This is a genomic window from Streptomyces sp. NBC_00873 (genome assembly GCF_045207415.1).
Taxonomy (GTDB): Bacteria; Actinomycetota; Actinomycetes; order Streptomycetales; family Streptomycetaceae; genus Streptomyces.
In genome coordinates this window covers 467,043-488,556 of record NZ_CP108803.1, presented here as the reverse complement: position 1 = coordinate 488,556, position 21,514 = coordinate 467,043, and the positions used below count along the sequence as shown (strand labels likewise).

The 21,514-nt window shown below is 70.3% G+C and carries 20 protein-coding genes and 5 pseudogenes; 11 read left to right on the top strand and 14 right to left on the bottom strand.

The window, feature by feature from the left end; genetic code table 11:
* The first annotated feature begins 80 nt into the window (after nt 1–80).
* On the top strand, nt 81–275 hold the full coding sequence (locus tag OH809_RS02265) for an LAETG motif-containing sortase-dependent surface protein (protein WP_406424506.1): 195 nt from the start codon (nt 81–83) through the stop codon (nt 273–275).
* 101 nt (nt 276–376) lie between these two features.
* On the opposite strand, the gene OH809_RS02260 is transcribed toward OH809_RS02265, so the two are convergent.
* On the bottom strand, nt 377–2,581 hold the full coding sequence (locus tag OH809_RS02260) for a SpoIIE family protein phosphatase (protein ID WP_406424508.1): 2,205 nt from the start codon (nt 2,579–2,581) through the stop codon (nt 377–379).
* A gap of 258 nt (nt 2,582–2,839) precedes the next feature.
* Between OH809_RS02260 and OH809_RS02255 the strand changes: the two genes are divergently transcribed.
* The gene (locus OH809_RS02255; RefSeq protein ID WP_406424510.1) at nt 2,840–3,913 is read left to right on the top strand and encodes an enoyl-CoA hydratase/isomerase family protein; all 1,074 of its coding nucleotides are present in this window, start codon (nt 2,840–2,842) and stop codon (nt 3,911–3,913) included.
* Between the two features lie 616 nt (nt 3,914–4,529).
* Here the strand turns inward: OH809_RS02255 and OH809_RS02250 are convergent.
* The 6 genes from OH809_RS02250 to OH809_RS02225 all read right to left on the bottom strand — a co-directional run bounded on the left by OH809_RS02250 (nt 4,530) and on the right by OH809_RS02225 (nt 6,859).
* Entirely contained in the window at nt 4,530–4,772 is a 243-nt protein-coding gene (locus OH809_RS02250) for a hypothetical protein (protein WP_406424512.1), read from the bottom strand.
* 112 nt (nt 4,773–4,884) lie between these two features.
* Nucleotides 4,885–5,289, bottom strand: a complete 405-nt coding sequence (locus OH809_RS02245) for a hypothetical protein (RefSeq protein ID WP_406424514.1) — start codon at nt 5,287–5,289, stop codon at nt 4,885–4,887.
* A gap of 34 nt (nt 5,290–5,323) precedes the next feature.
* A complete protein-coding gene (locus OH809_RS02240; RefSeq protein ID WP_406424516.1) occupies nt 5,324–5,548 on the bottom strand; it encodes a hypothetical protein in 225 nt (74 codons plus the stop codon).
* Nucleotides 5,545–5,706 (bottom strand): hypothetical protein, encoded by a 162-nt coding sequence (locus OH809_RS02235; RefSeq protein ID WP_406424518.1) that lies wholly within the window; start codon nt 5,704–5,706, stop codon nt 5,545–5,547. The genes OH809_RS02240 and OH809_RS02235 overlap by 4 nt, the downstream gene beginning before the upstream one ends.
* Nucleotides 5,707–5,945: 239 nt before the next feature.
* Nucleotides 5,946–6,173 carry a hypothetical protein gene (locus tag OH809_RS02230; protein ID WP_393309660.1) on the bottom strand — a complete coding sequence of 76 codons (228 nt, stop codon included), beginning with the start codon at nt 6,171–6,173 and terminating at the stop codon, nt 5,946–5,948.
* Between the two features lie 266 nt (nt 6,174–6,439).
* Nucleotides 6,440–6,859 (bottom strand): NPCBM/NEW2 domain-containing protein, encoded by a 420-nt coding sequence (locus tag OH809_RS02225; RefSeq protein ID WP_406424520.1) that lies wholly within the window; start codon nt 6,857–6,859, stop codon nt 6,440–6,442.
* A gap of 398 nt (nt 6,860–7,257) precedes the next feature.
* On the opposite strand from OH809_RS02225, the gene OH809_RS02220 reads away from it, so the two are divergent.
* From OH809_RS02220 to OH809_RS02210, 3 genes are read left to right on the top strand one after another with little or no spacing between them, the layout of a single operon-like run.
* A complete protein-coding gene (locus OH809_RS02220) occupies nt 7,258–11,313 on the top strand; it encodes a Pls/PosA family non-ribosomal peptide synthetase (protein ID WP_406514823.1) in 4,056 nt (1,351 codons plus the stop codon).
* 7 nt (nt 11,314–11,320) lie between these two features.
* Nucleotides 11,321–12,004: a BPL-N domain-containing protein gene (locus OH809_RS02215; protein ID WP_406424524.1), complete on the top strand. Its 684-nt coding sequence runs from the start codon at nt 11,321–11,323 to the stop codon at nt 12,002–12,004.
* Nucleotides 12,001–12,624, top strand: a complete 624-nt coding sequence (locus tag OH809_RS02210; protein WP_406424526.1) for a 4'-phosphopantetheinyl transferase family protein — start codon at nt 12,001–12,003, stop codon at nt 12,622–12,624. The genes OH809_RS02215 and OH809_RS02210 overlap by 4 nt, the downstream gene beginning before the upstream one ends.
* 54 nt (nt 12,625–12,678) lie before the next feature.
* Here the strand turns inward: OH809_RS02210 and OH809_RS02205 are convergent, their stop codons facing one another.
* Nucleotides 12,679–12,870, bottom strand: coding sequence for a hypothetical protein (locus OH809_RS02205; protein WP_406424528.1), 192 nt, complete (start codon nt 12,868–12,870; stop codon nt 12,679–12,681).
* Nucleotides 12,871–13,019: 149 nt separating this feature from the next.
* Here OH809_RS02205 and OH809_RS02200 point away from each other — a divergent pair, with 149 nt between their 5' ends.
* Nucleotides 13,020–13,697, top strand: a complete 678-nt coding sequence (locus tag OH809_RS02200; protein ID WP_406424530.1) for a winged helix-turn-helix domain-containing protein — start codon at nt 13,020–13,022, stop codon at nt 13,695–13,697.
* Nucleotides 13,698–13,700: 3 nt separating this feature from the next.
* Nucleotides 13,701–15,077: an ATP-binding protein gene (locus OH809_RS02195; RefSeq protein WP_406424532.1), complete on the top strand. Its 1,377-nt coding sequence runs from the start codon at nt 13,701–13,703 to the stop codon at nt 15,075–15,077.
* A 155-nt stretch (nt 15,078–15,232) separates the two neighbouring features.
* On the opposite strand, the pseudogene OH809_RS02190 reads toward OH809_RS02195, so the two are convergent.
* From OH809_RS02190 to OH809_RS02170, 5 genes and pseudogenes are all read right to left on the bottom strand, one after another.
* Nucleotides 15,233–15,589: pseudogene (locus OH809_RS02190) on the bottom strand (glycoside hydrolase family 15 protein); the annotation flags it as partial.
* 264 nt (nt 15,590–15,853) lie between these two features.
* A pseudogene (locus OH809_RS02185) lies at nt 15,854–16,564 on the bottom strand (MFS transporter); the annotation flags it as partial.
* A gap of 12 nt (nt 16,565–16,576) precedes the next feature.
* On the bottom strand, nt 16,577–17,038 hold the full coding sequence (locus OH809_RS02180) for a hypothetical protein (protein ID WP_406424534.1): 462 nt from the start codon (nt 17,036–17,038) through the stop codon (nt 16,577–16,579).
* A gap of 98 nt (nt 17,039–17,136) precedes the next feature.
* Nucleotides 17,137–17,283 (bottom strand): annotated as a pseudogene (locus OH809_RS02175) (FAD-linked oxidase C-terminal domain-containing protein); the annotation flags it as partial.
* A pseudogene (locus OH809_RS02170) lies at nt 17,283–17,456 on the bottom strand (SRPBCC family protein); the annotation flags it as partial. The pseudogenes OH809_RS02170 and OH809_RS02175, both read right to left, overlap by 1 nt.
* 134 nt (nt 17,457–17,590) lie before the next feature.
* On the opposite strand from OH809_RS02170, the gene OH809_RS02165 reads away from it, so the two are divergent.
* On the top strand, nt 17,591–18,940 hold the full coding sequence (locus OH809_RS02165; protein WP_406424536.1) for a radical SAM protein: 1,350 nt from the start codon (nt 17,591–17,593) through the stop codon (nt 18,938–18,940).
* A 165-nt stretch (nt 18,941–19,105) separates the two neighbouring features.
* Here the strand turns inward: OH809_RS02165 and OH809_RS02160 are convergent, their stop codons facing one another.
* Nucleotides 19,106–19,957, bottom strand: coding sequence for an NADPH-dependent F420 reductase (locus OH809_RS02160; RefSeq protein WP_406424538.1), 852 nt, complete (start codon nt 19,955–19,957; stop codon nt 19,106–19,108).
* Here OH809_RS02160 and OH809_RS02155 point away from each other — a divergent pair.
* The 3 genes and pseudogenes from OH809_RS02155 (at nt 19,956) to OH809_RS02145 (ending at nt 21,512) form a co-directional block, all read left to right on the top strand.
* Nucleotides 19,956–20,507, top strand: coding sequence for a glycoside hydrolase family 25 protein (locus OH809_RS02155; RefSeq protein ID WP_406424540.1), 552 nt, complete (start codon nt 19,956–19,958; stop codon nt 20,505–20,507). The two genes, OH809_RS02160 and OH809_RS02155, sit on opposite strands and share 2 nt — an antisense overlap.
* A gap of 176 nt (nt 20,508–20,683) precedes the next feature.
* A pseudogene (locus tag OH809_RS02150) lies at nt 20,684–21,269 on the top strand (alcohol dehydrogenase catalytic domain-containing protein); the annotation flags it as partial.
* A 21-nt stretch (nt 21,270–21,290) separates the two neighbouring features.
* Nucleotides 21,291–21,512 (top strand): hypothetical protein, encoded by a 222-nt coding sequence (locus OH809_RS02145; protein ID WP_406425512.1) that lies wholly within the window; start codon nt 21,291–21,293, stop codon nt 21,510–21,512.
* Nucleotides 21,513–21,514: the final 2 nt, after the last annotated feature.

Below are 21,514 nucleotides of genomic sequence, written 5' to 3'. Positions count from 1 at the left end.
CCAGCACTTTTCCCGCCCCGAACATCGTCGGATTCCGCGGGTGACCCCCATCTGGCGGGGGCTCGGGTACAGGAACTGGTGTGCGCGCCACGCCGAGCCATAGCTCCCCCGAGACCACGCCTGCCGCGGCCTCGCCGAGCCCCAGCTCGCCCGACCTGGCCGAGACGGGTTCGTCGTCCACCACGCCCATCATCGGTGGTGCGGCTGTCGCCGTGCTGCAGGCCGGTTGCGGCATGATGTGGTCCGTGCGCAAGCGTCGCGCCGGACTTACGTAGCTCAGTAGTCCGCTGGTTCGGGCGCTGGACCCCGCAGGGACCGCCGGGCGAGGGGCGTGCCGCGTCACGCATTGCGTGACGGCGCGCCCCTCACTGCTTCCTCAACGTCGTTCCTCCGTGGGCTCGGATGGATCCGGGGTCTCCGCAGGCTCTGCGGACTCATGGGCCTCCGTGGCAGTCGCCGCGGCAGCGACCGGGGGCCCGGAGGCGGGCGGTGTGGCAGGTCCGATCTCGCACCACACGGCCTTCCCCTCGCCGCGCGGCTCGACGCCCCAGCGGACGGCGACGGCGTCGAGGAGCAGCAGACCGCGTCCCGATGTCGCTGTCTCGCCGGGAGTCCGGCGCCTCGGCCAGGCACTGGAGCGGTCCTGCACCGAAAGCCGCACCCGGCGGACAGGCTCCGGAAGGACCTCCAACGTGAGCACTGCCCCGCCCTCGGTGTGCAGAAGCACATTCACCAGCAGCTCACCGGTGACCAGTTCGGCATCGTCGGCGAGATCGGCCATGTTCCAGTCCCGCAGTGCCTGCCGCACGATGGAGCGGGCATCGGAGAGACCCTCGGGATCCGCCTGGTGGATGTACTGGTGCAAGCGCGGCGCCCGCCGCGAACCCGGGTCCGGACTGCGCCGGAGGATCAGCAGCGCCACATCGTCCCCCGCGCCCCAGCGCTCCCAGAGCCGGTCGGACAAATGGTCGGCCAGTGCCTGCGCACTCGCGGGCCCCGTGCTCACCTCGTGGATCAGCGCACGGACACCCGATTCGATATCGGCACCTGGTTTCTCCACCAGCCCATCGGTGTACAGGACAAGGGTCCCGCCGGGCACCAGGTCGAGACGTGTCTCCGGGTACTCCTCGTTCTCGAAGTCGGTGGAGAGCCCCAGGGGCAGACCGCCCCGTATCTGCGGAGTGCCGACCCGGCCGTCCATGTGCCGGATCAGCGGACCGAAGTGCCCGGCGCGGACCACGCGTACGGTACCCGCGGGGAGGTCGACCTGGGCGTATGTGCAGGTGGCGAAGCGGTCCGTGTCCAGTTCGGCGAGAAAGCGCGAGGCCCGGGCCAGCACCGTCGCCGGCGAGTGCCCCTCGCCCGCGTACGCGCGCAGGGCGATGCGCAGCTGGCCCATGATGGCGGCCGCATGGGTGTCATGTCCTTCCACGTCGCCCACGACGATGCCGAAGCGGTTCTTGGGCAGGGCGATCACGTCGTACCAGTCGCCGCCGACCTGCCGCCCACTGCGTGCCGCGTGGTAGCGCACCGCGATCTCGCCGCCCTCGATCTCCTGGATCCGCCGGGGAAGCATCGCCGACTGCAGCCCGGTGGCGAACTCCCGCTCCTCGTCGAAGAGGGTCGCCCGCTGCAGTGACTGGGCCACGATCGCCGCGAGCCCCAGACACAGGTTGCGTTCGTCGGCGTTGAAGGCCGTCCGCTCGCAGTAGAAGAGCGCGAGACTGCCCAGTGATCGCGCCTGCGCGACCAGCGGAAGATAGGCGGCGGCGCGGAACTTCAGCTGGTCCGTGTACGGCTCGAGGGCCGGATACCGCCGCAGGAGGCCGACGATCGAGGTCACGAAACGGGGCCGACCGCTGAGGACCGTATCGGCCAGCGGGAACCGCGGATCGAGGTTCCCGGACCCGACCTCGATGATGTTCTCCGGCGCGACCCCGCTCACCGCGATGACACTCAGAGAGGTGTTCTCCACCAGGCCGAGGGCGAGTCCGTCCGCGCCGAGCATGGCCAGACCGCTGGGACCGGTGAGCGTGGCGGTCACGTCGTTCACGCTCACCGCACGCGACATCGCACTTGTTGTGAGTTCAACGATGCTGGTCTGCCGTTGGCGGCGTTTCTCCAGGTCCAGCACGAAGGCCGAATGGCTGACCTCCGCCGTCGCATCCCGCACGACCCCGATGACCCGGTGCGCCCGCCCGTCGTCCCTCCGCAGAATCCGCGCCTGGACATGTGTCCACTGGTGGGTGCCGTTCGCACGCGGAACCTGGAAATGGACGCTGTACGAACTGTGGCCACCTGTGATGGCCTCGTCGATCACAAGTTCCAGCCGGGCCCGTTCCGCCGGTTCGAGCCGCGAAACCAGAATTCCCGGGTCAGGGGTGAACTCCTCCGGGTCCAGTCCGAGGACGAGCAGACCTGCCGCGTCGATGTCCAGTGACCGCCCATCCAGGTCCCACTCGAAGCTGCCCGTGCGATTCAGGGCAAGCCGCTCCTCCGTCCCGGTCTCGCCGCTGTACGGCCGGTCGATCTGCAGGCGGGGCGTATCGTCGGAGTCTGGCTCCCGGTCGTGGTCGGTCATTCCTGCTCCGGAGATCGTCCGGCGGGATTGGCGGACAGTACGGCCTGTATGTGTGTCTTGTGCGCGTCTCAATTGTCGAACCCGTCCCCGAGTACTGCCACAGCGGACCCCGAGCTCCCACCAGCCCGCCGAACGCGTCCCTGCGGGTCCTCGGTACCCCTGCTGCCCCGACCTGCGGGCCGCCACCGCAGAATGAGCAACGGAAGATCGTCCGCGACCGGCGGGCGGTACAACCCAGGGGCTGACCGGAGCGCACTGATGAACAACGAAGACCCCGTCCTGCTGCACACCGAGGGCCGCACCCGGCACATCACACTCAACCGCCCACGCGCCCTGAACGCGCTGACCCACACCATGGTGCTCCGCGTCGACGAAGCCCTCACCAGGGCAGAGCACGACGACGCGGTGACCGCGGTGCTGATCAGCGGGACGGGGGAGCGTGGCCTCTGCGCAGGCGGCGACATCCGCGCCGTTTATGAGGACGCCCGCGCGGGCGGCTCCGCATCGCTGGACTTCTGGCGTGACGAGTACCGGCTCAATGCCCGTATCGCCCGCTTCCCCAAGCCGTACGTTGCGCTCATGGACGGCATCGTGATGGGCGGCGGAGTGGGCATCTCGGCCCACGGAAGTGTCCGTGTCGTCACGGAACGCTCCCGCGTCGCCATGCCGGAGACCGGTATCGGCTTCGTACCCGACGTGGGCGGGATCCATCTCCTCGCCTCCGCACCAGGTGAACTTGGCACCCACCTGGCGCTCACCGGGGACGCCGTCGGAGCGGCCGACGCCCTGCTGTGCGGGCTCGCGGACCATTTCGTACCGTCGCGGCACCTCGCGGAACTGACCCGGGAGCTGGCCGGGGCCGCCACGCCCGCCGACGTCACAGAGGCGGTGCAGCAGTATGTCACCGAGGCGCCCGTCGCCGAACTGGCCGCGCATCGCGACTGGATCGACGCCTGCTATGCGGCGGACTCGGTGGAGGAGATCGTCGACCGGCTCCAGAACTGCGGCGTACCCGCCGCGAAGGAGACCGCCGAGACGATTCTGGCCAAGTCGCCCACCGCACTCAAGGTGACCCTTGCCTCAGTGCGCAGCGCCCGGCTCCTCAACAGCTTGGAGGAGGTGCTCGACCAGGAGTTCCGCGTCTCCTGCACCGCCTTCACCCGGCCCGATCTGGTGGAAGGTGTGCGCGCCCAGATCATCGACAAGGACCGCAACCCGCAGTGGAGCCCGGCCCGGCTGGACCAGGTCACGACGGCTGACGTGGCAGCGTTCTTCACCCCCTTGGGCGGCCGCGAACTCGGACTCGCCCGTTGGTTGCCGTTGACGTCGTAGGCGTAGGAGAAGCTCTTCTTCTCCGTGTCGGCCGGATCGGCGGAGATGTCCCTGACCAGCTTGACGCCGTCCGCGACCACGACGCCCGCGCTGTTCAGCTTCAATCTGGCGCCGGTAGCGCAGCCCACACGCGCCACGCGGATCACTGATCGACTCCAACTCGTGCACCAGCGTGCTTACTTGTACTTGAACCTACTGCTCACCCAGCTCATCGAGACGGGGGGCCGACCCCGACGGATCGGCGGTGCGAGATGATGGCGGGACGAACACGGCACCCTCGTGGATCTTGAAGCGTAGAGAACTCCGGCCCAGATCTCGGGCACAGCCACCTCCGTCAGCTCGTCGTACACCAACCCAGCAGACGACCTCGCCGACGTTGTCCTACGAAGCGATCGCGTCGCGTCTCCCAATTAGCGGTCGAGTCGTCGCGGGGTTCCGGGCGGCCAAGTTCTCTGAGCCATCCAGCGGCGACTCCATGACAGCCATACCCGGAACCCCTGGGCCCCGCCGATCTTACGAATGACCAGTTCAGACCCACATCAAGAAAGGTAGGACTCCATGATCCACAGGGGCCGTGTTCGCCTGCTCCCGGGGTCGGCCGCCACCCCCAACCCGCTCAAGATCGGACCAGCCGGACAAACGCCGGAGTCCTGGCCTCGGCGCATACCCGCTGGACGTTTCCGGCGGTGCCGTAGGTGACCTTGGGCTCGCTGGGCGTGCCCTCCGGGTAGCCGCCACCGCTGGTCGGCTTCGAGGGTGCCAGGAAGAGGCTGGTCATCGTGCTGTCCGCGAGGGCGCCGTTGTACCTGTCCCGGGTGGTGAAGCGGTTGAGGCCCGGGTTGTAGTTGCGGAAGCCCATGTCGTATGTGCCGGTCTGCTTACGCCCCCGGAATCCTCGTACGAGCGATCACGTTCGGGACATCGTTCGAGGTCAGACCATAAAGAACAAGCTGAGGGCTTGAAACAATTCATCACGCGTGAGGGAGCTCGGGCGGCCCCGCGCCCCGGCGAGCGGCTACCGCATCGAAGAGATCCCAGCCGTCGAGCTGCTCGGTCGAGGGGGTGTCCGGGTGCCACCCGCCGGACACTGCCTCGTCGAGCAGGGCCCTGACGGTTCCGGGCTTGTGCAGGTTCAACCAGCCGCCCTGCGCGGTGCCGACAGCTCCCGAGGGGAGAAAGCCGTCGGGGACGAGTCGGCCGGTGCCCTCCTGGAACACGATCAGGAGCCGCCCGCGTGCGCGGCAGTGGCGGATCGTGAGGATCTCGCGGCAGTTGCGGTACGTGCCCTCCTCGACATCGTGGTCATGTCCGACCGACCAGAGGAACGTCTCGTCGTTCACCACGAGACGCCGGGCGCTCCTGCTACTTCGAACCATCGGCGGACCGCCGTCCTTGTCGTCGTGCCTGCGGTCAGAAGAGCAGTCTGACCCTTGTCTCGATCAGCAGGGACTCACGGTCCTGCGCCACGCAGCGCAGCGCCTCCCGCACCGCGAGGGCGCCCGGGCGGAGGAACGCCTGCTCGCGGGTGTCGGTCCAGTGACATGACAGGGCGCGCACCACGACCCGGGCACCGACGGGATCGCCACGGCGGACCTCCGGGTCCGTGACCTCCTCGGCGGCCGGCTTTTGCATCACGCCCCGGCGAGGGACTCTTCGTACTCCGCCGCCGGTTCCGGCTCTGCTGTGTAGGCGAACTCGCAGGACGGGACCGTTCCCTCGGGCAGTGGTTCGAAGTCCGGCTCCACCCTTCCGAACGTGGGCACGCAGGCGCCGATCGTCGGGCGTGGGTACACCTTTTTACGCTCCGAAGAGGGCGGGCGAGTGCGAGCGTCCGTGGAGCTGCAGTCATGGCAGCCACCGTAGGGGCGGTGGCACCGTCGTGTCACCGGCATTCCGCCGCGCTGCCTCGGCTTGCCCGCGGGCACCGACCGAGGCGGCCGCCTGTTCCTTCCCTTCGGGAACGAAGCGGCCGCCGCCGCGTGCACCGCAGCCCGGGCCGCCACACTGAGCGGTATGCAAATTTCCGTGCTGCTCAGCGACCGCTGCCGGACATGCTCGGCTGCAGGGTCCGCACGAGGTCGAAGAACCGGGCCTCATTGCCGCAGAGCCCTGCACGTTGCAGTGCACCGTCGGCTTCCGCCATCGGCGAGGCGAGCAGGGGCAGGTACAACGGCGCCTCGTCCGGGTCCGCGAGGGCGGCCCGAGTGGCCTCCAGCAGCCGGACGTACGCCTGGGCCGCGACGAGTTCGTCATTGCGCATCTCAGCATCTCCTGGTCAGAGGTGTCGGACCATCAAGCATCTCTCATGGGTCTGACATTGATACTCGTAGCCGGGTTCCGGTGGCCGTGAGTCTGGGTCTGGCTAACGTCCTGCTGGGCTGTCCTGCGATTGGTTCGTCCGGCTGCCGGGACCCGTTCTTCTGCCAGAAGCCCCCTCAATGTCCTGTCTTTCCCACCCGGCCGGGCGTTGGAGCGTGGTCGCCCCGGCGAGGTCGACGTCGACGGGGCTCGCCGGCTCAGTGCAGGTCAGGAGCGGCTCCTCCACACTTGCTTGCCGTCCGCCCAGACTTCGAAGACCACGCTGCCGCCGGCCGCGACCTCCGCGTCGACGCCGACGGCCGCAGTGAGCTTGGAACACTGCGTGCCGAGGTAGAGCCCGACGTCGGAGGCCGCGTGCACGCCGAGGCCCTTGGTATAGGCAGTGGTGCCTATCGTGATGGACCCACGGTCGCCGGCGGCCTGCTCGCCGTTGCTGTGGTCGCGTTCTACGGGGCCCCAGCCATTGGTCTGGGAGACGAAGGCCAGATCGCTCACCCACGCCTGGCCCGTCGGCGGGTCCGGCGGGGGCGCCACCGATACCGTCACAGGGTTGTACAGCGGTTGGTCCGGCCCGGTCAGATGCGCCTGGAAGGTGGATTCAACCGGTTGTTGCAACACCTTGATCATTGAGGTGTTGCGTGGGAAGACCAGCGGGATGGATGACGACGTTGACGGGGGCGTCCGGGGATGCGCTCGCCAGGGCGGCCTCCGGTCCGTCGGGACGTGGAGCGGGAGTCCACGAGTGCTTCGCCGAGTACGGGGCGCGCTCGCAGGCGGCGTACGAGCACGCGTGGGAGATCCGCGACGAGTGCGGCTGCCGGGACTTTGTTGCGGGCGAGGCGGAGTTGCGGGAGTTCCTGGCGGCGCGGGTGTGGTCGTCGCTGGAGGGGCCGCGGGCTGCCCACCGGGAGAGCGGTGCTGCCACGCGTGGATCCGCTTCTCAGCGTCCTCTCAGCGGACGCCACCCAGGCTGGAGGAGTGACCGGGAACGACCGAGCACCTCGTGGACCGGAAGGATGGAGCCCATGGCCCCGCGTACCGTCGCCCTCCCCGTCGGTCCGGCCCGGGGCCGCACCGCCCCGAGGGCTGCGGACACCACCGGCAGACTGCACTGTTTCTTCGAGGACGCCTGCGACCGCACACCGTCGGCCGTCGCCCTCGAATGCGGATCACACCGTCTGACCTACGCCGGCCTCGACGCCCGAGCCAATCGAGTCGCCCACCGGCTGCGCAGTATCGGCATCGGTCCGGGCAGGCGCACGGCCCTGCTGCTGCCCCGGTCCGTGGACATGTACGTGTACATGCTGGGCGTCTGCAAGACGGGTGCGGCATTCGTGCCGATCGACCCCGCGGCGCCGCCCGACCGGGTCGCCTTCATCTTGAGTGACGCGGGCGCCACCGTGGTGCTGACCACGTCCGCTCTCGCGACCGACGCCACCTGGGCGGGGCCGCGCCGGGCGTGCCCGGTGATCGAGATCGACGCGTACGCCGGAGATCTGCCACCAGTGGCGTCCTCGCGCCCGCCTGCCGAGGCCCGGGGCGCGGATGATCCTCTCGCTTACGTCATGTACACCTCGGGGTCCAGCGGCCGGCCCAAAGGCGTGGAGATCGCCCAGTCGAGCATCTGCAACTTCCTGCGCGTCGTGTCCCCGATCTACGGCGTCCGGCCGCAGGACCGGGTGTTCCAGGGCATGACCATCTCGTTCGACTTCTCCATCGAGGAGATCTGGCCCACCTGGGCGGCCGGCGCCACGCTCGTCGCCGGACCGGACGGCTCGGGACGGCTCGGCGACGAACTCGCCGACTTCCTCGAGGAGCACGACGTGACCATGCTGTACTGCGTACCGACGCTGCTGGCGACGATCCCGCGCGACCTCCCGCGGATCCGCAGCGTCGTCGTGGGCGGCGAGGCGTGCCCTGCCTCACTCGTCGAACGGTGGAGCAGGCCGGGACGGCGCATCCTCAACACATACGGGCCGACCGAGGCCACCGTCACGGCGACCTGGCAGGAACTTCTGCCGGGGCGACCGGTGACCATCGGCCGCCCCCTGCCGACCTACTCGGCGGTCCTCCTCGACGAGCGGCGTCGGCCGGTGCCGCACGGCGCCGTCGGCGAGATCTGCCTGGGCGGTCCCGGCCTCGCCCGTGGCTACGCGGGCCGGCCGGACCTGACCGCCGACCGCTTCGTCGAGCACCCCCTGGCGCCCGGCGGCGGCCGCCTTTACCGCACCGGAGACCTCGGCAGGATGACCGACGAAGGGGAGATCGAGTACCTCGGCCGGGCCGACGCCGAGGTGAAGATCCGCGGCTACCGGGTGTCGCTGGACGAGATCGACAACGTACTGCTGGAGGACCCCGGCGTGGCCCAGGCGGGCACCGCCCTCGTGGCCGCGCGCAACGGGCACGACGGCGAGCGCGTTCTCGCCGCCTACGTCGTGCGCACCAAGAACGGCGCGCTTCCCGACGACGCCCTCGCCGCCCGGCTGCACGAGCGCCTGCGTCGCTCGCTGCCCGCCTACATGGTGCCCTCGGCGCTGGACTTCCTCGACCGTCTGCCGGTCATGCCGAGCGGCAAGACCGACCGCACGCGGCTGCCCGCACCGACCGGCCGCCGGCTCGTCGGCACCGGCCACGTGGCGCCGGCCCGCGGCGAACTGGAGACGAGGGTACGCAGCGCCTGGGCGCAGGCGCTCGGCATCGCACCTGAGGAGCTGTCGGCGGAGGCTGACTTCTTCACCGATCTCGGCGGTCACTCCCTGCTCGCCGCGCGCGCCGTGTCGCTGCTGCGCGGCCGGGACGGTGGGACCGGCCCCACGCTGCGCGACCTGTACGAGAACCCGACCGTGCGCGCGTTCGCGGCACGCCTGCGTGCCGCCGCTGATGCCCCTCGCCCGTCGGAGCAGCCCCGCCCGGCGCCCCTGCGGCACGGCCGCGCGAGGATCGCGCGCGCCGGCCTGGCCCAGGCGGCGGCCTTCTATGGGCTGCTCTTCCTGTTGACGGGACCGGTGGCCGTCCCCTACGCACTGCACCACGGTCAGGTATCGGGCCTGGGGGCCGTGGCACCGACAATCGCCGTGCTGGCCGGTTACGCCGCCGTACGCTGGCTCGTTCCCCTCGCTCTCGCGCGACCGCTGGCGGCGGGCATCCGGCCCGGCCGGTACCCGCTGTGGGGAGCGACCTACCTGCGTCTGTGGGCGCTGGACGTGCTGCTGCACGGGATCAGCCCCGTGCGGATGCTCAGCGGGTCCCCTCTGATGGGTCCCTACCTGCGGCTCCTCGGCGCGCGCATCGGCCCCAACACCACCATCGCCACCAGCTTCGTCGGCCTGCCCACGCTGCTGCGCGTCGACCGCGACGCCGCGATCGGCTACGGCGCCACGCTTCGCCCCTGGCAGGTCACCGACGGATGGGTCATGGTCGCCCCGATCACCATCGGCGAGCGGGCGTACGTCGGCGCCAACGCGGTCCTCGAACCCGGCGCGTGTCTGGGCCCCCGGTCCGCGCTCGGCGAGCAGTCCGTGGCAGGCCCTGACGAGGCGGTCCCCGCCGGTGCGCGCCGCGCCGGATCGCCCGCACGCCGGGTCGAGGCACTCTCCCCGCTCGTCGAGACGATGCTGCGAAGCCGGGCCGAGACGGACCGCTGGCGGCCGCGGCAGCTGGCCGCCGCCCTGCTCGGCCTGGCCCTGCTGGAAGTGGCCGTGATCGCCATGCCCCTGCCGAGCTTCGCCGTGTTCTGGTGGGCCTGGCTGTACGGCGGTACGACCGCCGGTCTGGCCGCCACCGCGCTGTCCGGCCCGGTCTTCGTGGCCACGGTGTGCCTGGTCGTCGCCGTCGGCAAGCGGCTTGTCCTGCCGAGGACACCCCTGGGGATCCACCCGGCGCGCTCGGCACTCGGCGTGCGCAAGTGGATCGCCGACAAGCTGCTGGAGCACAGCCTGCTCTTCACCAGCTCGCTCTACGCCACGCTCTACACGGCTCCGTGGCTGCGGCTGCTCGGCGCCCGCATCGGCCGGCGCGCCGAAGTCTCCACCGCGGCGCACATCGACCCGGACCTCCTCACCCTCGGTGACGGCAGCTTTGTCGCCGACATGGCCGGCGTCGGCGTCGCCACCTTCGCGGCCGACCGCATGGCGTTCCGGTCCACGGAGGTCGGCAGACGCGCGTTCGTCGGCAACTCGGCGCTCGTTCCCGCAGGAACGCGGCTCGGCCCGGGCAGTCTGATCGGAGTGGGCACGGTGCCGCCCCCGGACCGGGTGCCCGCCGACAGTACCTGGCTGGGCTCGCCCGCACTGCGGCTGCCGGTACGCCAGGCCAGTGGTCCGTACCCCGAGGAGCTGACGTTCCGGCCCACCCGTAAGGCCGTGCTCGGCCGCCTGGCCATCGAGTTCTTCCGCGCCACCGTGCCCGCCTCGGTGCTCGCCACCAGTGCCTTCCTGTACTTGCTGGCCCTGACCGGCACTGCCCGCCGTACAGGGCCGCTGGTGCCGCTGCTCGTGTCACCGTTCCTCTCCATGGGCGCGGTGCTGGCCGTTATCGGGTACTGCGCGCTGGCCAAGTGGGTGGTCGCCGGAAGGTACCGGCCGCACGTCGAGCCCCTGTGGAGCCTGTTCGTGCGCCGTACGGAATTCGTCACCGGTCTCTTCGAGGCGGCCGCGGTCCCGGCAGGCGTGGCTCTCCTGGTGGGGACGCCGTTCCTGCCGCCGGTGCTCCGCCGGTTCGGCGCCGACATCGGACGGCGCACCTGGATCGGAACCACGTACCTCACCGAGTTCGACCTGGTGAAGGTGGGCGACGATGCCGCGATCGGCCTGCAGGTCTCACTGCAGACCCACCTGTTCGAGGACCGCGTGATGAAAATGTCGACGGTGACCGTCGGCCCCGGCGCGAGCATCGGCCCGCGGGCGATCGTGCTCTACGACGCGGTGGTGGGCGCCGATGTCCGGCTCGGGGCACTGTCCCTGGTCATGAAGGGCGAGCGGCTGACGCCGGGAACGAGCTGGCAAGGGCTCCCTGCCGAAGGGCTCACCGCAGCGGCCACCGGGCGGCGTACGAAGTCCGAGCCGACGAAGCATGCGAGCTGATGCAGCCATGGCGCACTCCGACACCACCGCGGGGCGCCGCCCCCTCGCCCTCGTCTACCAGGGGCCGGCCTCGCTGCCCGGCTGCCCCGAGGCGGTCGCCAGACTTCTTGCCTCCGGTACGTGGGATCTGGACGTCCGCTTCACCGGCCCGGACGAGGCACTCCCGCTGTCGGCCGAGTCCCTGTCCCACGCCGTGCTGTACGCCCAGCCCGGGGGCGGCACGCTCTCCCGCGCCTACCGGAAACTGCGGCGGCAGCGCCGGGCGATCCGCGACTTCGTCCACGACGGCGGGCGCTATCTGGGATTCTGCCTCGGCGGCTACCTCGCCGGGGCCACCCCGGGCTTCGGTCTCCTTCCTGGCGATACCGACCAGTACATCTCCTCCCCAGGGGCCACCATCCATGACGAGGGCAACACGCTGGTCCGGGTGTCGTGGCGGGGCCGCCCACGCACCGTGTTCTTCCAGGACGGCCCCCTCTTCGTCCTCGATGAGCACGCCGACGCCCGGGTCCTCGCCACCTACGACAACGGCACCCTCGCCGCCCTCGTGGCCCCCTTCGGCAGCGGCCGCGTGGCGGTCACCGGGCCGCACCCGGAAGCCACGGACGGCTGGTACACCGACCACGGCCTGCCGGTTCACCACACCCGGGATCTGGCCCTGAACCTGGTGGAGGCGGTGATGCAGGGGTGACCTCGCCGCCCGCCCTGTGGCTCGTGCGCTCGGACCCACGGATTGCACCGACGTCGCTGCACGCCGAAGAACGGCGGCGGGCTCTCGCCTTCGCCCAGGCGATGATCCACGACCGGTACGCCGCCGCGCACACCGCACTGCGCCTCCTCCTCGCCGCCCGGCTCGGCGTCGCGCCCCGGCAGGTGGCGCTCACCCGGGAGCCGTGCCCGGTGTGCGGCGCATCGCACGGCCGGCCGGTAGTGGTGGGCGGCACACCGCACTTCTCCCTGGCCTACAGCGGCGACCGCTGCCTGCTCGCGCTTGCCGACACGGCTATCGGCGTCGACATGGAGCGCATCCCCGCGCGCGGCGTCGTGACCGGACTCGTCCCTGACCTGCACCCGCGGGAGCAGGCCGAACTCGCGGCCCTGCCCGAGAACGAGCGGCCCCTGGCCTTCGCCCGGACCTGGGTGCGCAAGGAGGCCTACCTCAAGGGCCATGGCACGGGCCTGACCCGGGGGCTGTCCACCGACTACGTCGGCACCGGCACCGCACCGGCCGGGGGGCTGCCGGGCTGGACGATCGCAGACGTCACCATGGACGGAAGCTGCACCGCGGCGATCGCCATCCGTAGCGGCTGACGGCACATGCGGCCGGTCCGTGCCCCGCGGAGCACGGACCGGCCGCATGTGCCGTCAGCCGAACGGCTGATCGGCGACGCGCGACGTGCGCACCAGGCGCTGCCGCTCGTCGAGGTCCGCCTCTCGCCGTCCCTCGGGCCGCCCGCCGACTCGCCGGACGTCGGTCGCCCGCCGGTCGCGGTCGTCGTCGTGCCGCATGCGCTCCCAGGTATCCCGGTCCCGGCGCTCGTCTCGGAGGCCCTTCATCATTCCTCACCTTGCCCGGCCGTGCCTGTCTGACGATTCCAGCCTGTGACCGGGGCACTGAGAGGAGGCTGAGAGCCGAACCGATCCTCAGGGTCCTCTCAGTAAACAGCCGCGGTCCGGAGCTACGGTGGACGGAGAGAGAGGCTGCCATGCGGATGCTGATCATCGAGGACGAGCAAGCACTCGCCGAGGCGATCGCCGACGGACTTGCCGCGGAGGGCTTCGTCGCAGACGTCGCACACGACGGCGCGGACGGACTGTGGCGGGCTCTCCACGAGCCCTACGACGTCATCGGGCTGGACATCATGCTGCCCTCCATGTCGGGGTACGAGGTCCTGAAACGGCTGCGGACGGCCAGGGTCTGGACGCCGGTGCTGATGCTCACGGCGAAGGACGGGGAATACGACGAGGCGGACGCCCTCGACCTCGGCGCCGACGACTACCTGAGGAAGCCGTTCTCCTACGTGGTGCTCGTCGCCCACCTGAGGGCCCTGCTGCGCCGCGGAGCACCCGCCCGGCCCGCCGTGCTCACCGCCGGCGACCTCAGCCTGGATCCCGCGCGCCACCGCTGCCGCCGTGGGTACCGTGACATCGACCTGACGGCACGGGAGTTCACACTCCTGGAGTACCTGCTCAGGCACCCCGACGAGGTGATCAGCAAGACGGACATCCTCTCCCACGTGTGGGACGAGCACTTCGACGGCGACACCAACATCGTCGAGGTGTACGTCGGCTACCTCCGGCGCAAGATCGACACCCCGTTCGACCGCCGGACCATCGAGACCGTCCGCGGTGCCGGCTACCGGCTGCGCAGTGGCGCGAGGTGACGGATGTCCGCCGTCGTTCGGTCCTGGTGGGCCTGCCGGTCGTTGCGGCTGCGGCTGACCGCCGCCGCGGCCGTGGTCATGACGGCCGGGCTGGCCGGAGCCGCCGTGCTGCTCGTCGTCTGGCTGCACGCCAGCCTGATCAGCGGTCTCGATCAGACCGCCCTGCAGCGCGCCCAGGTCGTGGCATCGTACGAGGACAGCGACCGGATTCCCGCGGAGGTGCCCCTCACCGACCACGGGGAAGTCGCCGTACAGGTCGTCGACGCAGGGGGAAAGGTGAGCTCCAGTTCGGCCAATCTGCGCGGCCGGCCGCGGGCTTTCACTTTCCCGGCGAGCGAGTCCAGCATTCCGCGGGCCCACACCGTCCACGACATTCCCGTGGGGGGCAGCGGGACGTGGCGTGCCGTCGGTGTCCCCGCGGGCACGGCCCGCAATCCCCTGACCGTGTACGTGGCCGTGCCCACCGAAAGCGTCGACCATGGTCTGACCCAGCTCGCCGCCGGTCTGGCCACCGGCGTGCCGGCGGTCGTCGCCCTGCTCACCGGTGTCGTGTGGCTGCTCACGGGGCGCGCGCTGCGCCCCGTGGACGCCATGCGTGCCCAGACCGCGGAGATCACCGCGTCCGACCTGAGCCGCCGCGTCGACGTACCGCCCGCCGACGACGCGCTCGGCCGGCTGGCCAAGACCTTCAACGACCTGCTGGCCCGTCTGGACACAGCGACCCAACGGCGGCGAAGGTTCATCGCGGACGCCGCCCACGAACTGCGCACCCCCCTCAGCACCCTGCACACCCGCCTTGAAGTCGCCGCCCATCACCCCGGCTCCGCCGACTGGCAGACCCTCGCCCCCGGCCTGCTCCGGGAGACCGAACGGCTCGCCCGGCTCGTCGACGACCTGCTCCAACTCGCGCGACTCGACGCCCGGCCCCGGCTGCGCACCCGTCCCGTCGACCTGGACGAGATCGTCTTCACCGAGGTGCGCCAGGCCCGCCGCCGCACCCGGCTCGTCATCGACCAGCACGCCGTCGGCGCGGCACGTGTGGAGGGCGACGAGGACGCCCTCGCCCGTGTCGTACGGAATCTGCTGGACAACGCCCTGCGCCACGCCACCACCCGTATCGACGTCAGCCTCCGCATCCTCGACGGCACCGCCCGGCTGGTCGTCGCCGACGACGGCCCCGGCATCCCCGAGGCCGACCGGGAGCGCGTCTTCGGACGCTTCACCCGCCTGGACGACGCCCGCGCCCGGTACACCGGTGGCAGCGGCCTCGGCCTCGCCATCGTCCGTGACACCGTCACGGCCCACCACGGCAGCACCCGCATCGAGGACAACCGACCCGGCGCCCGGCTGGTCGTCCTGCTGCCGGCGGAGGACCGGTGATCGCCGTCGGGGCGGTGCACTTCGATGCGGCCGGTGCGGGCGAGTCCGTGCTGGAACAGCGTGGGGACAGTTCAGGCTTCACACGGCGCGGAGCGACCAGCCCCTGGTGTGGCCCGCGGCGATGGGGATCCGGGATCCCACATCCCTCCCCGGGGTCAGCCGACGTAGGCCCCGCTCGCCGTCAGCCGCAGCGCCGTGTCGATCAGCGGCACATGGCTGAACGCCTGCGGGAAGTTCCCCACCTGTCGTTGCAGCCGCGGATCCCATTCCTCCGCGAGCAGCCCCAGGTCGTTGCGGAGCGAGAGCAGCCGTTCGAAGAGCTGGCGTGCCTCGTCGACCCGTCCGATCATCGCCAGGTCGTCGGCCAGCCAGAACGAGCACACCTGGAACGCGCCCTCGTCGCCCTCCAGGCCGTCGACGCCCGCGTCCTCGCCCTTGGTGGGGTAGTGCAGCGCAGGATTCGGTATGGCACCGCGTGGCTGGGATGCCGCACTGCTGTACGCCTGCACGCTCACCGCCCCCGCCACCGCCTTCTGCTTCGACAGGGCGCTCGCAGACGTCCTCGACACCGATGCGGGCCGCCATGCACAACTCATCGTCGCGGCCGACCTCCTCCAATCTGCCTCACGCGGAGACCACGCCGAGCTCATCGGACCGCTCCGGGAACTGATTGCGGCGCTGCCCTGGCGCGTGCTTGCCGCCCGATTCGAGGCCGTTGAAGAGCCCATAGGCGGCGTGACCGGTGCCTCCCAGCTCGTCGTCCGCGACCACGTGGGGCGCAGCATCGTGAACGCGACGGCGAACGCGGCGACGAGGAAGCCCGCGACTACGGTGAAGTCCAGGTGGTAGCCGCCCGTCAGTGCCCTGGCCCGGTTCTCTCCGTTCGTGAGCAGTCCCTGGGTGCGGGAGGCCGCCAGCGTGGACAGCAGGGCGACGCCCACCGCCATACCGATCTGCTGGGTGGTGTTGCACAGCCCGGACGCGAGCCCAGTGTCATCGGCCTTCGCATCGGACATGCCGAGCGTGGTCAGCGCCGGGAGGGCGAGGCCGAAACCGGCCCCGAGGAGCATCACCGGGAGCAGATCGGTGAGTTAGTGCGCGTGTACGGGCACGCGGGCGAGCAGTCCGAGGACCCCGACCAGCATGACGAGCCCGGTCAGCAGGACCCGGCGTTCACCGAAGCGCGCATTGAGGCGGGCCGAGACCCCCAGGGATACCGCGCCGATCGCCACGGCTGCCGGAAGCATCGCGAGTCCGGTCCGTGCGGAGCCGTAACCGAGGACCTTCTGCAGGTACAGGGCGACCAGGATCTGGAACGAGAACAGCGCCGCGACCATGAGCAGTTGGACCAGATTGGCCCCCGCGACCGTACGCGATCGCAGGATGCGCAGTGGTATGAGCGGGGTTCCGGCCGTGGCCCGGCGGGCGACGAATGCGCCGAGCAGGACGGCGGCGAGGGCGCCCAACCCGAGCGTGTGCGCGGAGGAACGTGTGACATTTCAGGGCTCGACCTCCAGGAACCGTCGGCGTCGGGGCCCGCGGTACAGCAGCGCCGTCCAGCCCAGCTGCCCCAGCGCGGCCGCGCACCGGGCCAGTTCCGCCTCCTCCTCGTGCGCAGCCCCGCTGCCGGGCGGACCGAGCCACTCCACCCGTACGGTGCCGGGCGTCCCGCCCTCCTGCACGCGGTACCCGGAAGCGACCCGCTGCCCGGACGCATCAACGGCCGATGAGGGCACACCGGCCGCCTCCAGCGCCAGCGCGACCGCCCGCACGGTCCGATGGAGCTCCCACTGAGCCGGTACGGTCTCCGGATCCGCCCGCCCGGTGTTGGTCAGTCGCCGGATCTGCAGCAGCCCCTCCCACGCCGTCCGCACCGACGCGGCACGCTTCTCCGCCGGCCCCGGGGCCAAAGGGCCGTCCCCGGTAGCCGGTTCGAAACCGGTGTCGTGCTCGCTGACCATCCGCGTCCCCTTTACCCGTCCCGCACTCCTGCCAGTGTGCGTCGCCCCACTGACAAGGGCCCCGGACCACCCATCCGACCGGCGACGACACCCAGGAGCTACGCCGAAACGCCCGGCCCGGCGCCGAGAACCTTTCCGGGATTCAGGATCCCGTGCGGATCCAGCGCCGCCTTCACCGCGTGATGCATGCCGAGCACCGCGGGCCCCGGTTCCTTGTTCATGCCGCGCATCTTCAGCAGCCCCAGCGGGCCTCGAAGACCATGCCGACGTACGCCTCCCGACGCTCCCCGAGCACGGTGGCGCCACGGTTCTCCGGGCTCCAACACCCCATCGCTGGAGGGTCGCTGAGCTGCGCGTACACCATAGAGGGAGCAGCGGCGATCACGACGCTGTCCGACACGGACATGGTGCGGGACATGGCAGCTCTCCTGTCCACGGACGGCGAAGCGAAGGGATGCGGACGGGCGTCGCGAACGGATCACGTCCGTGGTTCGTTGCACAGTGTGGCGTACCCGGAAGAACATTTGACGACCGGACCGAGGAGCCCCGTACATGCCCAGCCGTACCGACACCGGCCGCAACGACCCCAGCCGCACCCACCTGATCGAGCGGCTCATGGAACGGTTCCCGCACGTGCCGCGGGAAGCCGTCATCAAGGAGGACCTGCTCCGCGGCGGCGTCGCGTTCGACGAGTCCGCGCTCAGTGACAACGAGGACGGCAACGTCAAGCCGAAGTCGTACTTCATCTTCTCCTTCGACCACGGCACCCTGCCGGAGCTGGGAGCGGCCGCACTGCGACGCCCGCCGGAGGAGATCGTGCTCACCGGAGGCCCGTACGAGCTGCGCCGCACGGTTGTTTCAGTACGGGTGAACCCGGCATCGCCCTACCGCGTCGCGGCCGACGAGGACGGCGTCCTGGGGCTGTACCTGGACGGCAGGCGGATCTCGGACGTGGGCCTGCCGCCGATGCCGGACTACTACCGGCACACGCTCGCCAACGGCAAGTCGGTGATGGAGGTCGCGCCCACCATCCAGTGGGGCTACCTCGTCTATCTGACGGTCTTCCGCGTCTGCCAGTACTTCGGTGCCAAGGAGGAGTGCCAGTACTGCGACATCAACCACAACTGGCGCCAGCACAAGGCGGCGGGGCGTCCCTACACCGGGGTCAAGCCGGTCGAGGAGGTGCTGGAAGCACTCGCCATCATCGACCGCTACGACACCGCGAAGACCTCCACCGCCTACACCCTGACCGGCGGCGCCATCACCTCCCACATCGGGGGGCGCGACGAAGCAGACTTCTACGGGCAGTACGCCAAGGCGATCGAGGACGCCTTCCCCGGCCGCTGGATCGGCAAGGTCGTCGCGCAGGCACTGCCGAAAGCCGATGTCCAGCGCTTCCACGACTACGGCGTCCAGATCTACCACCCCAACTACGAAGTGTGGGACCGTCGGCTGTTCGAGCTGTACTGCCCCGGCAAGGAGCGCTACGTGGGCCGCGACGAGTGGCACCGCCGGATCCTGGACTCCGCCGAGGTCTTCGGCGCCAGCAACGTCATTCCCAACTTCGTGGCGGGCGTGGAGATGGCCGAGCCGTTCGGCTTCACGACCGTCGACGAGGCCATCGACTCGACCACCGAGGGCCTGCGGTTCTTCATGTCGCACGGCATCACCCCGCGCTTCACGACGTGGTGCCCGGAGCCCACCACGCCCCTGGGAAAGACCAACCCGGACGGTGCGCCACTGGAGTACCACATCCGGCTGCTGGACGCGTACCGCTCGACGATGGAGGAGTACGGGCTCAGTTCGCCGCCCGGTTACGGCCCGCCCGGACCCGGTCGCGCCGTGTTCTCCGTCAGCTCGTTCATGGACAGCTTCCCGGCCGCACCGGACGACGCACGGTAGTCAGTCGTCGGACAGCCCATGCGTCGGCCGCGAGTTCACAGGTCAGCCGCAGCACGGGCTTCGACAACTGAGCGCGAGCCACAGGACCGACGAGGGGCGGGTCCGGGCGGAAATCCGACCGGAACCCGCCCCGTCGCCGATGGACGGAGCTGCGCGCCGATCGGGTCAGGCGCGCCACTCCGCCGTACGCTCCGGGGACGCCTCGGCCAGCGCCTTCGCGATGATCTCGACATCGCCCTGGTTGCCGTAGACGGGCGTGCCGGGCTGCTGGCGCCACGACTCGTCCAGACCGCCCGCGTCCACCGTGTCGAAGCCCAGCTCGTCGATGAGGTCGCGCACGGTCTGCTTGGCGGCCGCGTCGTCACCGGCGACCGGCAGGGCCTGACGGCCGGGGCTGCCCTTCGGGAGCGGCTTGGCGAGGATGTCCTCCGCGTACGTCCCGTTGAACGCCTTGATCACCGGGTGACCGATCTGCTCCTCGGTCCACCTGCTCTCCGGCAGGCCGTCCTCGATGGCGGCGATACGGCCGTCGCGCTGCTGCGGGTAGTAGTTGCCGGTGTCGATGACGACCACACCCTCCGCAGCCCCGTCGAGGAACCCTGCGGGCAGGCCGGGGACGGCCTTGACCGGGATGGTGACGACGACGACGCGCGCCCCTCGTGCCGCCTCCGACACGGTGACCGGGGTGGCTCCGGTCTCCTCGGCGAGCGCCGTGAGCGTCTGCGGGCCACGGGAGTTGGCGACGGACACCTCGTGGCCGAGTGCGGTGAGACGCCGGGTCAGGTTGCCGCCGATGTTGCCCGCTCCGATGATGCCGATCTTCATGAATCCGACCTTCCGATGGTGCCTGCGATGTGCAATGCCGTCTTGTCCCTTCACCAACTCGTCGATGCGGAGACCTATTCCGGGTGGCCGGAAGAACGTTCCTCCTGGGGAGGGACGGATGGGAACCGGGGACTGCGGGCACGTACAGAAAGAGAAGCGGAACCACAGAGCCCACTTGAAGGCGGTGCCCATGCTGCATGGCGTCGATGTCAGCTCGTATCAGTCGTCCTTCAACACGGACGGACTGGACTTCGTTTTCATCAAGGCCACCGAGGGCCGTTCGTACGTCAACCCGCACCTGTCCGCACAGGTCAAGCGAGCCAGGGACGCACAATGCGTGGTCGGCTTCTATCACTTCCTGTGGCCGGGAAACCTCACCGCGCAGGCAGAGTACTTCGTGAGCAAGGCCCCGGAGAAGGCGGGCGATCTGCTCGCCGTGGACTGGGAAGTGACCGGTGACGGAACACGGGCGAGCGATGCCGAGAAGGACCGCTTCATCCGCGAGGTCAAGCGCCTGAGGCCGCACCACCGGGTTCTGCTCTACTGCAACCGGCACTTCTGGCTGAACTACGACACCACGTCGTATGCCGGTGACGGTCTCTGGATCGCCGACTACGTGACCGCCGGCCAACCCCGTATCAACGCGACCTGGTGCATCCATCAGTACGCCGACCACCCGCTCGACAAGGACGTGGCCGCCTTCGCCTCACGCAGCGCCATGCGCACGTGGGCGCGACCATGACCGCTGCCTGCCTCAACGGCGTGCCGCGCCCATGACGGGCTGCGATCGCCGGACAAGCGCATACCGGACATTCGGAATACTCTGTTCCGAGGCTTCTGCCACTGAATGAGGCGCATGGTCCGTATCCGGCGCGGTGACATCGGTCCGACGCGCCAGCCCGAAGCGGAGGAGTGTCCATGAAAGCCGCTGTTGTCCGCGGCTTCGCCGAACCCCTCGTCGTCGAGGAGCGGCCGGTACCGACCCGGCCGGGCACCAGGTTCTGGTGCGGATGGAGACCTCCGGTCTGTGCCACACCGACATTCATGCCGCGCAGGGCGACTGGCCGGTCAAGCCGAGCCCGCCGTTCGTGCCCGGACACGAGGGCATCGCCATTGTCCAGGCCGCCGGTGACCACGTCACCCGCCTGAGGGTGGGGGACCGGGTGGCCATCCCCTGGCTCGGCGAGGCGTGCGGACATTGCGACCATGGTGTCTCGGGCTGGGAGACACTCTGCCTGCAAGCAGCAGAACAGCGGCTAATCCGTCGACGGGAGCCACACCGAGTACGCACCGGCGCACGGCAGCTATGCGGTGCCCGTTCCCGACGGGATCGACCCGCTCGATCCGGCGCCCCTGACCTGCGCGGGCGTCACCACCTACGAGGCGGTCAAGCTGTCCGGCGTACGCCCGGGCACCCGCGCCCTCGTCTCCGGCATCGGCGCGCCTCGGCCACCTCGCCCTGCAGTACGCGCGGATCTTCGGGGCGGAGACCATCGCCGTCGACGACCTGGCGGTCGCAGGCCTGGTGGACCGCGCCCGCGACGCCGGCGACCGGCGCCGCGTCACCGTCACACCGACACCGGCGGGCCGATCCGTGCTCGCAGAGATCCAGTCGGACACCCGAAACGTGCAGGAAGAGCTTCTGGCGCCGCTGACCGAAGACGAACGCACGCAGCTGGAAGACCTGTTGAGGCGCGTCTACGTGCACCGCAACCATGAAGAGGACGGACAACGGCCAAGTCGTTGACC

Excerpts from the sequence above, each read along its gene's own strand:
- OH809_RS02180 (WP_406424534.1), bottom strand. The coding sequence starts at position 17,038 with ATGGTCAGCGAGCACGACACCGGTTTCGAACCGGCTACCGGGGACGGC.
- OH809_RS02225 (WP_406424520.1), bottom strand. The coding sequence starts at position 6,859 with ATGATCAAGGTGTTGCAACAACCGGTTGAATCCACCTTCCAGGCGCAT.
- OH809_RS02255 (WP_406424510.1), top strand. The coding sequence starts at position 2,840 with ATGAACAACGAAGACCCCGTCCTGCTGCACACCGAGGGCCGCACCCGG.
- OH809_RS02245 (WP_406424514.1), bottom strand. The coding sequence starts at position 5,289 with ATGGTTCGAAGTAGCAGGAGCGCCCGGCGTCTCGTGGTGAACGACGAG.
- OH809_RS02250 (WP_406424512.1), bottom strand. The coding sequence starts at position 4,772 with ATGGGCTTCCGCAACTACAACCCGGGCCTCAACCGCTTCACCACCCGG.
- OH809_RS02230 (WP_393309660.1), bottom strand. The coding sequence starts at position 6,173 with ATGCGCAATGACGAACTCGTCGCGGCCCAGGCGTACGTCCGGCTGCTG.
- OH809_RS02155 (WP_406424540.1), top strand. The coding sequence starts at position 19,956 with ATGCTGCATGGCGTCGATGTCAGCTCGTATCAGTCGTCCTTCAACACG.
- OH809_RS02165 (WP_406424536.1), top strand. The coding sequence starts at position 17,591 with ATGCCCAGCCGTACCGACACCGGCCGCAACGACCCCAGCCGCACCCAC.
- OH809_RS02195 (WP_406424532.1), top strand. The coding sequence starts at position 13,701 with ATGTCCGCCGTCGTTCGGTCCTGGTGGGCCTGCCGGTCGTTGCGGCTG.
- OH809_RS02200 (WP_406424530.1), top strand. The coding sequence starts at position 13,020 with ATGCGGATGCTGATCATCGAGGACGAGCAAGCACTCGCCGAGGCGATC.
- OH809_RS02260 (WP_406424508.1), bottom strand. The coding sequence starts at position 2,581 with ATGACCGACCACGACCGGGAGCCAGACTCCGACGATACGCCCCGCCTG.
- OH809_RS02215 (WP_406424524.1), top strand. The coding sequence starts at position 11,321 with ATGGCGCACTCCGACACCACCGCGGGGCGCCGCCCCCTCGCCCTCGTC.
- OH809_RS02220 (WP_406514823.1), top strand. The coding sequence starts at position 7,258 with ATGGCCCCGCGTACCGTCGCCCTCCCCGTCGGTCCGGCCCGGGGCCGC.
- OH809_RS02205 (WP_406424528.1), bottom strand. The coding sequence starts at position 12,870 with ATGAAGGGCCTCCGAGACGAGCGCCGGGACCGGGATACCTGGGAGCGC.
- OH809_RS02160 (WP_406424538.1), bottom strand. The coding sequence starts at position 19,957 with ATGGGCACCGCCTTCAAGTGGGCTCTGTGGTTCCGCTTCTCTTTCTGT.